A 13,698-nucleotide genomic window follows, 5' to 3' on the forward strand; every position below is an offset into this window, starting at 1 on the left:
CTAGAATGTACCCGGCTACAAACGAAGATCGCATAATCTATCTTATGGAACTAACAATGCGGTTTCGCAAGTGTTGCTTTTTGCGTCGAAACCGCCGTTTTGGTCGCTGTTGATTTCTGTGCAAAACGGCGGTTCGGCGCGGCGAAGGCCGCATTATCTATGCTTCATCGTTCAAGGAAGACTACGATCCAGCCCCTCAGTATGAACAGCCTGGACTGAAGACGGAGGCCTCGCAACGCCAGCTTCCGTTACAGAAAGAAATCGTTGAACTCGTCAGGTTCTACATCCGTAACTATCGCGGACGGGCAAATCACCCACATCTTTTGATCTCTTAGAAAGGCCTGCCACTTTCTCGTCGACGACATCGATCTGATCAACGGGATAATCGAGGCAGTTCCAGCCAGCCTCAAGCGGAATACGGCACTCCAGTTCCCATTGGAATAACCGAAGGCTTACCTAACTTGGGCAGGCAGTCGACTAGTGGAAAGCAGACGTGATTGTCAGCGTCTTGCTGTCAGCGTCCAATGTTGCTTCAGTACCAATAGGTATCACCAGCGCATCAGCGCCGTGTCCCAAGGGCAAGCCGCCCAGGTTGTCGGAGCTGGCGATGTCATCGCCCAGACAAGGCAGGTTCTCTCAAATCTACGGGAAGTGCTGGCTGCAGCGGGTACGATCCCTGCCGACGTTGTCGGGGTAAGGACCTATGTCGTCAATCACAGCCCGGAGAACCTTGCGACGATTTGTGGCGAGATTGCCAAATTCTATGATGGCGCTGAGCCTGCGGCCAACACATTCATTGGCGTGCAGACCCTGGCACTCCCTGATTTTCTGATCGAAATCGAGGCGACGGCCTGTTTGCCGTAATAAACTGAAGAAGATGTCACTCAAGCGGCTGGAGAGTCGTTTCGGCGACAAAACCATGTTTTTTAACAGGAGACCACCTGCTCTCTTCTCTTGCCATTCCGCGAATTGGCCAGAACATCAGACTGGTCAAACGTGCCGCTCTGCGTCGCTTTGGAGGTGATTGCTACGCCTAGCCCTGGCGGTCCGGTTTGAAGGATTCAAAAGAGTGTCGGAACCCTATGCCGGGGATTTGGGCCGTGCAATCGTGTCGCCGATAATCTCCGCAGGTTCAAAGCGATGAATACCGCGGGGTTGGAACGACAGGAACTGCTCCGCTCCGAGAAGTTTCGCGGCAAGCCAGAGGACCGACATCCACATTTCCGTGCCCTGCAGTCCTGCCGGATGCCCTTCGGCGAACGCAAACCCCTTTCCCTTTTGCCACCGCCCCTCGTTTCGGCTCAGAATTTCGCGCGCGATCTCTTTCGCCTCGTCTCGTCTGTGATCCGTCTGTTTCAGGCACAGAAGCAGGGGATGGATCGTATCGAGCAGGTTGCAGGCGTCAAATTCCGCGCCGTGAAAGCCGTCATAGGCGCGATAATTGGCGATGACGGAGTCGATTGCCGCCTCCGGATATGGAACAGGCAGGCCGAACTGGGCGTAAGTGCCGCGCGTGAGACGGTAAAAGCCATTGACCGGTTGCAGCAGGCCCTGCGCGGCGGTCGGTTGACCCCAAAGCCCGGTTGTCCTGTCTGCGTTCATCGCAAGCCAGCCGAAGAGCATGGCAATATTGTCGCCGGATGTGAAATAGCGCCTGTTAAAGTAAAGCGCCGTGGCGAGGGCGTCGATGGTGGCGCCGCTATGCCACGCCCGGTTTTGCCATGGCAATTCTTCCAGCAGACGGGTCAGTTCCCCGGCGCGCATGTGTTCGACAAAGGCGATTGGCTGTTTCGGGGCGGCACCAAAACATTCCAGCGCATATCCGATGGCCAGAATATTGTAGAGGATGGAGGGATCCTGTTCTGGCGGTGTCGTGTGTCGATGATTGGCGGTAAAAAACAGCCCGCTTTGTGCATCCTGCATGGCTTGCAGGCTTGCCACGGTCTTTTCGGCGTCGAAGGCATTTCTTTCCTGCCCGAAGGCCGCAGCGATCTCGATCGCGTCGCACAGATGCCTGGCGCTTTCAACGACCTGCCCGGATGCATCGGCTGAACGATAGGCGCCCTGTTCTTCATAGGAACGTATGGCTACCAACCAGTCATCGGCAATTTCCTCACCGATCTCCCGCAGCACGGCTTCTATTTCCGGTAGGTTTGACGCAACCGCTTTTTCTCCGCGATATCGCAGAACCCGGGCGGGAACGCCGCCGGCAATGGCCATGGCGGGAATGCCCTTCACCACGATTGCGCCTGCCGCGACAATCGCTCCGCGTCCAATCGTCACGCCATCGAGCACCACGGCATTGGCGCCGATCCAGACGTCGTCGCCGATCTCGATGCCAAGCGAGGTCAGCGGCTGACGATAGATGGGGGTGTCGATATCGTCAAAACCGTGGTTGAAACCGACGATGCTGACATGGGAGGCGATGCGCACCCCGTTACCGATCGTCACCTTGCCGGAAAGGCAGGCATAGGGATTGATCGAGACGTTTTCCCCGAGTTCGATATCGCCACGCACGATTGCGTAACCGGCAATCCAGGACTGTGCGCCCATCAGCAACCTGTCCGTATGCACTTCTGCCCTGGCAGCAATATAAACGCCTTGCCCGAAAACGGCGTTGGCAGAGCGCTCAAGGCCGCGCAGCCGTGCCTGATGGTCAGGCTTGTCGATATCCTCCTGTTTCCGCTCCCAGGTCAGGATGTTCAGCCGATCGGGCCTTTGGGAAACACTTGGTGTTTCGTCAGCCATCTCCATCAGCCCGCGCGGTTTTCATTGAGGGCAAAGGCCGGAACACGTCGTCCTTCACGCCTGAACATGTCTTCCAGTCCGGCGAGACCGGGAGCATCCGGCAGGATTGCCAATGCTGCTTCTGCGGCCGTGCCGGCCGGTAGCGCCACGGAGGCCGTTATCAGCAACGTTTCGCCGGAGGCAACAGTGCCGCGCAATTGCGGAACAAGGGTTCTGGCATGGATGAGATTTGTGTTGGCGATGGCCTGATGGCACAGTCCTTCGCGATGAATTCCGACAGAAAGGTCGACAATGATGCTTGTGTCGCTTTGCCCGTAACACACAGCGCGGCCCTCTTCCGCCCGGGTTCGGTCGCGGTTGAAGTCGGCGCGCTCTATGGCGAAACCACCTTCGGAGGTTTGTAGCGCACGCGGGGTTCGGATGCGGTGCAGCCTGATATGCCAGGGGTTTTGCGGCACGAGCCAGGTCTCGATCTCGACATCCGCCCAGGGCCGCCAGCGGGAATAGAGGCAGTCTCTGGCAATCAACGCCTCTTCCATCGTCTCACGCGTGCGGAAGTGTACGCCATCATCGGAAAGACCGAGCATGCCGTCGAAACTTGCGGCAGCAAAATGCCGGTCATCCGCTTCGACATTGAAGGCATAACGGGTGGAATAGACGAATTTCGAATATTTCTCCTGCGCGGCGCGCATCCTGTCATGCTGTTGTCCGGAGGATAAGACCACGACATTGCCCGGCGTATGAAAGGCCACCATGCCGGGTTCCGGCAATGGTATCGGCTCGGCGAATTCCTGCAGCTCCGCTTCCGGCGCCATCCAGAAGGGATGGTCGGCCGGAAGCGCCAATGGTAGGAAAAATTTGAGCGCCCAATAGGGTGAGCAGGGAGAATTGTAGCTCTCGCTCATCAGCAGGTTTGGGTAGCCATATCCGACGGAGAGAACGCCATCGCGATCGGCGATGGGCCGCTTCGACCACCAGCGGATATGTCGCATGTAATAACCCTTGATCTCCGGCCACGGCAGTGCCTCTAGATCGGCAAAGGCGAGAGCGCCCCAGAAACCGCCGGCCGCGAAACGATAGGTCTGGCTGCGTCCGAAGGCGAGCGAGGCGCCGTCCGGCCCGAACCAGTGCCGCATGTCACGGGTGAAAATACGCGAGCGTTCGATAAGTCGTGTCTTGCGGGCCTCGTCGTCTTTCGCCAGCACCGTGTAGATCAGGCCGTAAAAATGCATTGCGAAGGGAATATAATGGTCAACGCGCCGCACCGGCCCGTCGCGATACCAGCCGTTGCCTATATCGAAAGCCTCGATCTCGTCGAGATAGGACTGGGTCTTGGTACGGTCGAACTCCACACCCACCCGCTCCAGCCCGAGATCGATCAGGACACGGAAGAATTTCCAGTTATTGTCGACGAATTCCCGCTCGCGTGCGGCCAGAAGATAGGCGGCGACAGTCTTTTTGTCCGTTTCGGCAAGCGGCTCCCAGATGTGTTCGGGAACCATGGCAAGCGCAAATCCTATGGCCGCCAGTTCGACCAGCCGCTGGTGCCGGTCGGCCGTGTCACCCCAATATTCCGGGTGGGCCGGATTGGTGCCGTTGGCCAACCCGCGTCGGTAGAGATCCCAGTGCGGAAAATCATAGCCGCCAGCTGCAAGGGGGACGATTCCCCATAGTGGCCGGGCAAAGCCCTCAAGTTCCGCCGCAGGAAAATCGAAAATCGCTCCCGTCGCACCAAGCCGGACATGCGCCCCACCCGGGGAAAAACAGCCAAGCAGCGGGTTGAAAAGATCAATCACCGCCTTTGCGAGATCATCCCTGCTGAGAAGCGGATTGTGAAAGAGCGGATTGGCTGCTGCGGTCTCGTGTGGCACGGTTACGAATGTCCGGAATTCATGGTTAAAGGGAAAGGCCGCAGGCTCATCACCTGCGGCCCCCTGGCAATTATTTGATGGCCTTGACGCCGTCATTCATGTCCTTGATGCCGTCATCAATGGAGATATTGTCGGTCATCAGCGCATCATGCACGCGGTTCAGGACGACCTCGATCTTGGCCGCATTGGGATTGACCGCCATTTCCAGATAGGCCTTGCCCGCCTGCAACGCGTCCTTGCTGGCCTGATCCTGCGGGAAGCCCGGCAGCGCTGCGATCTTCTCGGCCACGTCATCGGTTCTGAGTGCAGGGAAAGTGCCGGTGGAGGCAACAATGGCCGCACCCTCAGGGCCGGTGACGAACTTGATGAAATCCAGCGCCGCTTCCTTATGCCCGGAATTGGCATTGACTGACAATCCGGCAATTTGAGCGGCGGTCGCGCCTGCCGCCACACCGTCCGGGTGCGGGAATTTCACGATGCCCCAATTGACGCTTTTCGACTCGCCCGATTTCACCTTGGCGATCTGGGTTCCGACGAACCATGTGCCCATCGGCAGCATGCCGATCGTTCCGTTGAAGAACAGGGCGGAATAATGGGTGTTGGATGTTTTCAGCGAGGCATAGGACGGTATCGCGCCGCTCTTCTGCAGGGCGAGCGCCCGCTCATACCAGGGTTTCAGGAATTCGTAATTGCCATCCACCAGCGTGTGCTTGCCATCCTGAATGCCGGGCAATTGCACCGTGGAGCGCCATGTGTGCAAGAGCGCGCCATAGATGCGGTTGGCGCCCATGCCGCCCTTCAGCTTGCCGGCGATTTCATCAAACTGCGCCCAGGTCATGTCATTGGTGGGGTAAGGCACGCCTGCCTTGTCGAAAATATCCTTGTTGTAATAGACCACCCAGAAATCCGAGCGGAACGGCAGGGCGTAAATCTTGCCGTCGATGGTCAGCTCCTCGATCAGGCCGCCATAGGGGGCCGTCTCGATCTTCTGGTCCTTGATGAAGCCGCTGAGATCGGTGATGTTGCCGGCGCGCACCAGATTGGCGTAACCGGGTACATCCTTAATGGTGACGACGTCGATATCCTTGGAGCCGCCGGTCAGCTGCGTGGATATCATCTGTGTGTAATCCTGCGAGCCGAGGTCCACTACCTCGAACGTCACATTCGGATGTTTCTGCTTGTAGGCCTCCATCAAGGGCTTGAAATAAGCGCCCTTATCCAGATCCCACAGCGCCCATTTTAGCGTGACTGGCGCATCGCCCGCAGCGAATGCGGTTCCTCCCATGCCCATCGCAATGCCGAGACCGGCGGTTGCGAGAGCAAATGCACGTCTGGTTGTCTTGAACTCCATAGCCCGTTTCTCCTTCCCTGACTGATGTCGTTTGATTTTCGGTATGCTTTAAGTGCTGCTCCCCGCCGGTTCGGGCACCGGCAGGCCCTTTTGCGCGACGGCGTTTCTTGCCGCAAAGCACAGGGCGAACATGCCGAGCGAAAAATTGATGGTTGCCGGCATGAACACGGACACCGGATAAAACAGGATATGCGCGATCCAGAGCGCCACGACGAAGCCAAGTGCCGCCAGCATCGGCAGTGGTCTGGTGAGCGCAAAAAATGCCGCCTGCCGTAACGTTTCCCGAAGCGGCGGGTCCTGTCTCGCCATGAGAACCGTGGCGTAAGCAAAGACGAGGATGAGGAACAGCGTTACCGCCAGACTGATCGCAAAAGGCAGGCTGTAGATGAGTTGAAGCCGAAGGGCCCCGGCATAGCTGACGGTCGCATAGGCACCGGCGCTGATCAGCAGCCCGCTAACAGCTGTGAATGCGGTGCCAGGCAGGGCGAATTTCCGCATGGCTTCGAGAAAATCTCGCAGCAGATAGGTATTCTCGTCATTTGCGAAGGAAACGCAGATACGGGCCATGGCCAGCATCGCCGCCGGCATCGTCACCACTGGCAGGCTGGCGATGATGAAGAGGAGATTGAGCTTCACCATCTCCCACCATTCGCGCTTGATGATATCGAGGAACAGGGCAAGGCCGGTGAGCGGCGGGGCGTTCTTGTCGATCCCGGCCCCTTCTTTCGTCCATAACCCTTCCAGCCATTGCATCGCGTTGCTCACCGTCGCCTCAATAAAGGATCGATCGTTCGGTGGCGGGATCGAAAAGCTGTGCATTCGTGAGATCGGCCACCAGTTCGACGGGATCGCCGATTTTTGCCCTGAAACGCGGTGAGACGCGCGCAACAAGGTTTCTGCCACCGGAAACGAGGTTGAGATGCACTTCCGATCCCATCGGCTCTGCCAGTTCCACCGTCGCCCTGAAGGGCGCGACATTGGCGGCATCGATATCCGCCGGGGCGAATTCGTGGAAATTTTCCGGACGGATGCCGAGAACGATGTCCTTTCCTTCATAGGGGAGCAGGCGTGCGGTATCGATGCCCGCCGGCAAAGGCAGTAGGGTGCCGTCGAATAGGGCAACGAAGTGGTCACCGTCGCGGCGCAGCGTTACGGGCAGCATGTTCATCTGCGGTGCGCCGATGAAACCCGCGACGAACATGTTGATCGGCCGGTCGTAGAGATTTTGCGGCGTATCCACCTGCTGGATATGGCCGTCCTTCATCACAACGATGCGGTCCGCCATGGTCATGGCTTCCACCTGATCGTGGGTCACGTAGATGAAGGTGGCGTCCAGCCGCTTGTGCAGTTTGGAGATTTCCGATCGCATCGTGCCGCGCAGCTTGGCGTCCAGATTGGAGAGCGGCTCATCGAGAAGAAAGACCTCCGGATTGCGCACCATGGCCCGGCCGAGCGCGACACGCTGGCGCTGACCGCCGGAGAGCGCTTTCGGCTTGCGGTTCAAGAGATGGGTGATGTCGAGAATTTTCGCCGCATCCTTGACCTTGGTGTCGATGAGATCGCGCGGCGCTTTTCTGAGTTCCAGACCAAAGGCCATGTTCTTGTAGACGGTCATATGCGGATAAAGCGCATAATTCTGGAACACCATGGCGATGTCGCGATCCTTGGAGGGGACGTCATTCATCACGTCTTCGCCGATGCGTAATTCGCCACCGGAAATTTCCTCCAGCCCGGCAATCATTCTGAGCGTCGTGGATTTACCGCATCCGGAAGGGCCGACCAGAATGATGAATTCCTTGTCGGCAATATCCAGATCGATATCGTGAACGACCTTGAGCGCGCCGAAGGTCTTGTTGAGTTTTTTCAGGGAAATGCTTGCCATCTGTTCCTCGCGCTCACCAATAGGAAGACCAGTTGCGCGAAAGCCGGATCAGCGCTTCCAGATAATAATAATCGCCCCAGGAGACGCACTCATCGACGCCTTCGCCCCGGCAGGTGTTATGGGCTGTCTTCTTGGAATAGGTACCGTGCAGAAGCTGCCCGTTGGAGAGCGCCGGATCCCGGACGGCGTAGATATCGGCAAGGCTTTTCACCATGCGTTTTGCCAGTTCGCGGTATTCCTCCGCCTTTTCCGGCGTCTCCAGCTCCGCCATTTCCAGGAGGCCACAGGCGACGATGGCTGCTGCCGAGCTGTCACGCGGTTCGCCATCGCTGTCCGAGAAGATCAGATCCCAACAGGGCACGAGATCGTCCGGCAGTCGTTTGAGGTAGAAGGAAAGAAGCCGCTCGAAAGTGTCACGATAGGCTGGCAGGCGCTCGTAACGGTACGAAATGGCCATGCCGGCAATGCCCCAGGCCTGCCCGCGCGCCCAGTAGCTATCGTCGCTATAGCCCTGCTTTGTCACACCGCGCACCGGTGCCCCCGTCTCCGGGTCCATGTAAAATGTATGATAGGTGGAATCATCCGGCCGCACGGAATGGGCAAGCGTGGTGCGGGCGTGGGCAAGTGCTACGGTACGGTACTCTTCCCGGCCCGTTTCACGGCTTGCCCAATAAAGCAGCGGCAGGTTCAAAAGGCAGTCGATGATGTAGCGATATTCGTTGGGATTATCCCTGCGCCCCCAGGCCTGGATGAATTGCCCGACCGGCTGGAAGCGCTCCATCAACTGGTCTGCCGCCATCAGCGCCGCGCGTCGGCCATCCTCATCCCCCACCAGTTTCCATGCGGCGATGCAGGAGGGCGAATAGAGGAAACCCATATCGTGATGATCGGTCTCGATGCGGTTTTCGATACGGTGCAGGAAATTCTGCACCTGGATTTGCGCCGCATGCTGGAAGGTCCTGTCGCCGGTATGTTCGAAGGCGAGCCATATCTGGCCCGGCCAGAAACCCGCCGTCCATTGATCGTTGGCGACGGCGGGGTAGAAATTCTTCACGCTCGAATGGTTCTGCGCCGCATAGGTGAATTGCGGCAGGTTGCGCCTGACTTGCGCGACGGCGGCCTGAAGCGCGGCATCGACTTCCGCTGTGGTGATTGGGGTTGGAACAGTCGTCATCAAATCGAGCATGAAATCAACCCTTGAGGCCAGTGGAGGCGACGCCTTCAACGAAGAAGCGCTGTAATGCCAGGAAAACGACGAGAACCGGAATGAGCGCCACCACCGAGGCGGCCATGATCAGCCCGTATTCCGCCGAATATTGCGAAATGAACATGCGCAGGCCGATCTGGATGGTCTTCAGTTCTGTCTTGGTGAGATAGATCATCGGACCCATGAAGTCGTTCCAGGTCGTGACGAAAGTGAAGATCGTCAACGTGGAGAGCGCCGGCTTGGAGAGCGGCAACATGATCTTCGCCCAGATCTGGTATTCGTTCATGCCGTCGATGCGGGCTGCCTCGCACAGCTCGTTCGGGATCGACATGTAGAATTGCCGCATCAGGAAGACGCCGAAGGCGGTGAAGGCCTGCAGGAAAATCAGCGCGAGATGGGTGTTGTTGAGCCCGAATTCACGCATCAGCAGGAATTGCGGCACCATATAGACCTGCCAGGGCATGGCGATGGTGGCGATATAACCGAGGAACAGCGTGTTCTTGTAGGGAAAATGCAGCTTGGCGAAGGCATAGGCCGCAAAGCTTGACGTCAGCAATTGCAGCAGGGTGACGATGATCGTCAGCTTCGACGTATTGTAGATGAACAGCGCCAGCGGGATTTTTGTCCAGATTTCCACGTAATTTTCCCAGCGCGGCTGGGAGGGGACCCACTCGATCGGGAACGCGAAGACGTCGCGGCTGAGTTTCAGCGAGGCCGACAGCATCCATGCGAAGGGCAAAAGCATGACGATGGTGACGACGATGACGGTCAGATAGATGCCGAACGTGGCGGCGGGGATTTTCCGGCCCATGATGCGCATGGATCAATCCTCCCGCTGCCGTTTGAACTGGATGATGGTGACCATCAGAACCAGGAAGAACAGGACAAGCGCGATCATGCTGGAATAGCCGAGATCCCAGGAAATGAAGGCCTCATTGTAGATGTGGTAGACGAGAACCAGCGTCGAGGTGCCCGGGCCGCCCTGTGTGATCATGTAGACCTGATCGAAAACCTTGAAGGACTGGATCGTCAGCATGACGGTGACGAAGAAGGTCGTCGGCGCAAGCTGCGGCAGGGTGACGTGAATGAATTTCTGCCAGGCATTGGCACCATCCAGCCCCGCGGCTTCATAAAGCTCCGCATTGATGCCCTGCAGCCCGGCGAGATAGATGACCATATAATAACCCATGCTCTTCCACACGCCGAAAAGGATGACCGTAACCATGGCCCAGTGCCGGTCTGCCGCCCATCCCGGCATGTCGGCGGGATCAAGGCCGAGCGTATAAAGCAGCATGTTGACCGGACCCATTTCCGGATTGAAAATCATGTTCCAGACGACGGCCACGGCGACCAACGACGCGACATAGGGAAAGAACATGGCCGTGCGGAAGAAATTGCGACCGCGGATTTTCTGGTTGAGCAGGATCGCAAGCCCCAGCGCGCAGGCAAGCGTGGCCGGTACGGATGCAACCGTGTAAATGATCGTGTTCCAGAAGGCCGCAATAAAGGCCTTGTCTTCGAACAGCCGCCAGAAATTATCGAGGCCGGCAAAACGCATCGCGTTGGAGCCGTCCCAGTGCATGAAGGCTAGCGCAAAGGCAAAGAGGATCGGTCCAAGCGTGAAAATCGCAAAGCCCAAAAAATTGGGCGCTATGAAGGAATAGGCGACGAGCGCGTTTTCGATCCTGCGTCGCCGTCTGGAGACGATGCGAACTTTCTTCCTGCGATACGGAGCCGCCTGCTTGTCGGACATGGTCGCGGTTGCGATTGCCACAGCATACCTCCCATTGCTGCCGTTTCACCACTTCATTGGCGCCGGCAACCTGCATTTCCCATTGCGGCCCGGATTTCCTCCCTGCCGCCTCCCGCGCTCTGGATAACACAATATCCATATTGGTCAAACAACTTTGCATAAAGTCAGACAAATTTTCTGGTTTTTCAAAAATACGTATGATAGGACGCCTGTATCGGATTGCGGAACGCGCGGGAGGTTTGAGGGCGTGTTTGTCGAAATGATGCGGCTCCTGCCTGATCGGTTCGCCGATTTCGGCTCGGAACTGTCGGCGGAAAAAATTCACTCCTCAATGCCGGATGCGGTTCGCGGCAGTCTCGTCGAGGCTGCGGAACAGGCCCTTGGCGAGCCCTGGTCCGTTATTCTGGCGGGCGATTACCGCGAATACGGCCGGAGCGGCAATCGCGATCGTTTCGAGGCGCTTTATTTTTCCCGCCGGCTTAAGCTGAACGCGCTGGTTCTCGGAGAATGCGCCGAGGTGCAGGGCCGCTTCCTTGACGCGATCATCGATGGTCTCTGGCTAATATGCGAGGAGAGCGGCTGGCAATTGCCCGCCCATAATTCCCATGTTCGCGGCGGCCCAAGAGATTCTCTGCCCGATCCGCAAAATCCGGTGATCGACCTGTTCGCCGCCGAAACGGGCAGCAATCTCGCCTTGTGCCTGCACCTGCTCGCACCGGAACTTGAACGGACAAATGCGATACTCGCATCCCGTATCCGCACCGAGATCGACCGACGGATCACGCAGCCCTATCTTGCCCGGCATTTCTGGTGGATGGGGAACGGCGGCGAGCGGATGAATAACTGGACCGCCTGGATCACCCAGAATGTCCTGCTTTCGACCTTATTGTTGCCTACCGACCAGCCGACGCGGCGTTCGGTCGTGGAAAAGGCGCTCAAGAGCCTCGACGCGTTTCAGAAGGATTATGCGGAAGACGGAGCCTGCGAAGAGGGCGTCCTTTATTACGGTCATGCTGCACTGTGCCTGTTCGGCGCAATGAGCACTCTCGAGGCCAGCGCCCCCGGCTCCATGATGCCGCTTTTCGAAACGCCGAAACTGCGCAACATGGCCGAATTTATCCTCAACATGCATGTAGCGGGCGAGAGTTTTTTCAACTTCGCCGACGCGCCGGCGAAGGTCGCAATATCAGGCGTTCGTGAATATCTCTTCGGTAAAGCCGTCTCTTCCCTGCCGCTTCAGGCTTTCGCCGCCGCCTGCTGGAACCGCTCATCGGATAAGTTGATGCGGAAGGAATTGAACCTCTGGTATCGCGTTCAGGCGGCCCTCACCGCGCCGGAATTGTCTGCACTTGCGGTTGCAGAACCGACGAAGACCGACATTGCCTATGCCGGCACCGGATTGGCGATCGCCCGTGACGGGGTTTTCGATCTTGCCGTGAAGGCGGGCAATAATGGCGAGAGCCACAACCACAACGATGTCGGCAGTTTCACGCTTTACAAGAATGGCCGGTCATTCATCATCGATGTGGGGGTGGAAACTTACACCGCAAAAACCTTTTCACCGCAGCGGTACGAAATCTGGACGATGCAGTCGGCCTTTCACAATCTGCCGACTTTCGGTGGCGTCATGCAGGCCGCAGGGCCACAGTTTGCGGCACGGGATTTTGTCGCGGAGTTTTCGGAAAAACAGGCGGACATTACCTTCGACATAGCCGGAGCTTATCCGCCCGACGCGGGTGTCGAACATTACCGTCGGCGTGTCCGGTTGCTGCGCGGCAGCCGCGTCGAGGTCACCGATGATTATCGGGGCACGAGAGACGCAGTTCTGTCACTGATGGTTGCGGAAAAGCCTACCGTCACGCCGGGAAGCCTGATCTTTCCGAGGCTCGGAGAGGTGGTCTGCGAAGGCGCGGGTGAGCCTGCCATCGAGATCATCCCCATCGGCGACATCAGGCTTCGCCAGTCTTTGCCGCCGATGATCTATCGCATTCTTATTCCCATCAAAGCCGAGCGTCTGTGCCTGACGATCAGTTAAGGAAATGCCGATGAAGCTTACACTCAAGGTCGTCAATGCGGCTGGCGCTATTCTGGCAGAGGACGAGGCGGAGGACGAGGTGTTCCTCGTCTATCGTGCCGAATATTGCGAAGGCGACAGGCTCGTCGTCGAAGCTTCGCAGCCGGGCCACATCTGGCTCGGCCTTGATGCCGGCATGCCACCCACGCTTGTTTTTTTGCAGAAGGCCGAATTTGTCCTGCCGGTTCCTTTCGCGGCGAAGCGCAAGTCCTATCCGCCGCAGGCTTTCAGCGGGAACATTCACCGGATTGCGGCGCGTTGTGCGCTTGCCGGTGAGATCGGCGTTCGCAGGAACCTGGCCCTGAACCCGTTCGACGATCACGAAAATACCGCGCTGTTTCCGCATGTCCACGCGAGTACCGAAACGCGTGGGGAAGCCGCCTTTGCGGCCCGTAATGTCATAGACGGCGAAAAGGTCAGCGCTGGCCATGGTTTCTGGCCCTATACCAGCTGGGGTATCAACCGTGATCCTGAAGCCTCGTTGACGCTTGTTTTCGGTCGCGCGGTTCTGATCGACCAACTGACATTTTATCTGAGGGCGGATTTTCCCCATGACGCCTGGTGGGAAGAGGCAAGCGTCACATTTTCCGACGGCGAGAGCGTGCGCTTCACCCTGCAGAAAACCGGCGCTGCCCAGACGTTCCCGGTCGCGCCGCGTCGGGTGGAATGGATCCGCCTGCACGATCTGAAAAAAGCGGATGACCCCTCGCCTTTTCCCGCACTGACACAAATCGAGGTCTGGGGCGCGGATCTGCGGGAAATATCATAAATACCTGATTGCCTTGGTTTTTTGACCGAAAACCGCGATGCGG

The 13,698-nt window shown here is 57.9% G+C and carries 11 protein-coding genes; 3 read left to right on the top strand and 8 right to left on the bottom strand.

From position 1 onward, the window contains the following. The first annotated feature begins 567 nt into the window (after nucleotides 1-567). The gene (locus tag O3S81_RS19250) at nucleotides 568-864 is read left to right on the top strand and encodes a RidA family protein (RefSeq protein ID WP_269345787.1); all 297 of its coding nucleotides are present in this window, start codon (nucleotides 568-570) and stop codon (nucleotides 862-864) included. 216 nt (nucleotides 865-1,080) lie between these two features. On the opposite strand, the gene O3S81_RS19255 is transcribed toward O3S81_RS19250, so the two are convergent. The 8 genes from O3S81_RS19255 to O3S81_RS19290 all read right to left on the bottom strand — a co-directional run bounded on the left by O3S81_RS19255 (nucleotide 1,081) and on the right by O3S81_RS19290 (nucleotide 10,812). Continuing rightward, nucleotides 1,081-2,748: an acyltransferase gene (locus tag O3S81_RS19255; protein WP_269345788.1), complete on the bottom strand. Its 1,668-nt coding sequence runs from the start codon at nucleotides 2,746-2,748 to the stop codon at nucleotides 1,081-1,083. A gap of 5 nt (nucleotides 2,749-2,753) precedes the next feature. Next, a complete protein-coding gene (locus tag O3S81_RS19260) occupies nucleotides 2,754-4,619 on the bottom strand; it encodes a DUF2264 domain-containing protein (protein ID WP_269345789.1) in 1,866 nt (621 codons plus the stop codon). 70 nt (nucleotides 4,620-4,689) lie between these two features. Then, nucleotides 4,690-5,970 (bottom strand): ABC transporter substrate-binding protein, encoded by a 1,281-nt coding sequence (locus tag O3S81_RS19265; RefSeq protein WP_442864954.1) that lies wholly within the window; start codon nucleotides 5,968-5,970, stop codon nucleotides 4,690-4,692. Nucleotides 5,971-6,018: 48 nt separating this feature from the next. Further along, entirely contained in the window at nucleotides 6,019-6,723 is a 705-nt protein-coding gene (locus O3S81_RS19270; RefSeq protein ID WP_442864963.1) for a DUF624 domain-containing protein, read from the bottom strand. 19 nt (nucleotides 6,724-6,742) lie between these two features. Then, on the bottom strand, nucleotides 6,743-7,852 hold the full coding sequence (locus O3S81_RS19275) for an ABC transporter ATP-binding protein (RefSeq protein WP_269345791.1): 1,110 nt from the start codon (nucleotides 7,850-7,852) through the stop codon (nucleotides 6,743-6,745). Between the two features lie 13 nt (nucleotides 7,853-7,865). Beyond that, nucleotides 7,866-9,038 carry a glycoside hydrolase family 88 protein gene (locus O3S81_RS19280; RefSeq protein ID WP_269345792.1) on the bottom strand — a complete coding sequence of 391 codons (1,173 nt, stop codon included), beginning with the start codon at nucleotides 9,036-9,038 and terminating at the stop codon, nucleotides 7,866-7,868. 4 nt (nucleotides 9,039-9,042) lie between these two features. Next, nucleotides 9,043-9,879 carry a carbohydrate ABC transporter permease gene (locus O3S81_RS19285; RefSeq protein ID WP_269345793.1) on the bottom strand — a complete coding sequence of 279 codons (837 nt, stop codon included), beginning with the start codon at nucleotides 9,877-9,879 and terminating at the stop codon, nucleotides 9,043-9,045. A gap of 3 nt (nucleotides 9,880-9,882) precedes the next feature. Then, nucleotides 9,883-10,812, bottom strand: coding sequence for a carbohydrate ABC transporter permease (locus O3S81_RS19290; protein ID WP_442864964.1), 930 nt, complete (start codon nucleotides 10,810-10,812; stop codon nucleotides 9,883-9,885). A gap of 247 nt (nucleotides 10,813-11,059) precedes the next feature. Here O3S81_RS19290 and O3S81_RS19295 point away from each other — a divergent pair, with 247 nt between their 5' ends. Further along, nucleotides 11,060-12,847, top strand: coding sequence for a heparinase II/III domain-containing protein (locus tag O3S81_RS19295; protein ID WP_269345795.1), 1,788 nt, complete (start codon nucleotides 11,060-11,062; stop codon nucleotides 12,845-12,847). Nucleotides 12,848-12,857: 10 nt separating this feature from the next. Continuing rightward, nucleotides 12,858-13,655 carry a carbohydrate-binding protein gene (locus tag O3S81_RS19300; protein WP_269345796.1) on the top strand — a complete coding sequence of 266 codons (798 nt, stop codon included), beginning with the start codon at nucleotides 12,858-12,860 and terminating at the stop codon, nucleotides 13,653-13,655. Nucleotides 13,656-13,698: the final 43 nt, after the last annotated feature.

The sequence above is a fragment of the Agrobacterium sp. SOY23 genome, from assembly GCF_027212525.1.
Taxonomy (GTDB): domain Bacteria; phylum Pseudomonadota; class Alphaproteobacteria; order Rhizobiales; family Rhizobiaceae; genus Agrobacterium; species Agrobacterium tumefaciens_I.

Bases quoted from the DNA above. Each gene is read 5' to 3' on its own strand.
- O3S81_RS19255 (WP_269345788.1), bottom strand. From the start codon at position 2,748: ATGGCTGACGAAACACCAAGTGTTTCCCAAAGGCCCGATCGGCTGAAC.
- O3S81_RS19280 (WP_269345792.1), bottom strand. From the start codon at position 9,038: ATGCTCGATTTGATGACGACTGTTCCAACCCCAATCACCACAGCGGAA.
- O3S81_RS19270 (WP_442864963.1), bottom strand. From the start codon at position 6,723: ATGCAATGGCTGGAAGGGTTATGGACGAAAGAAGGGGCCGGGATCGAC.
- O3S81_RS19300 (WP_269345796.1), top strand. From the start codon at position 12,858: ATGAAGCTTACACTCAAGGTCGTCAATGCGGCTGGCGCTATTCTGGCA.
- O3S81_RS19290 (WP_442864964.1), bottom strand. From the start codon at position 10,812: ATGTCCGACAAGCAGGCGGCTCCGTATCGCAGGAAGAAAGTTCGCATC.
- O3S81_RS19275 (WP_269345791.1), bottom strand. From the start codon at position 7,852: ATGGCAAGCATTTCCCTGAAAAAACTCAACAAGACCTTCGGCGCGCTC.
- O3S81_RS19285 (WP_269345793.1), bottom strand. From the start codon at position 9,879: ATGCGCATCATGGGCCGGAAAATCCCCGCCGCCACGTTCGGCATCTAT.
- O3S81_RS19265 (WP_442864954.1), bottom strand. From the start codon at position 5,970: ATGGAGTTCAAGACAACCAGACGTGCATTTGCTCTCGCAACCGCCGGT.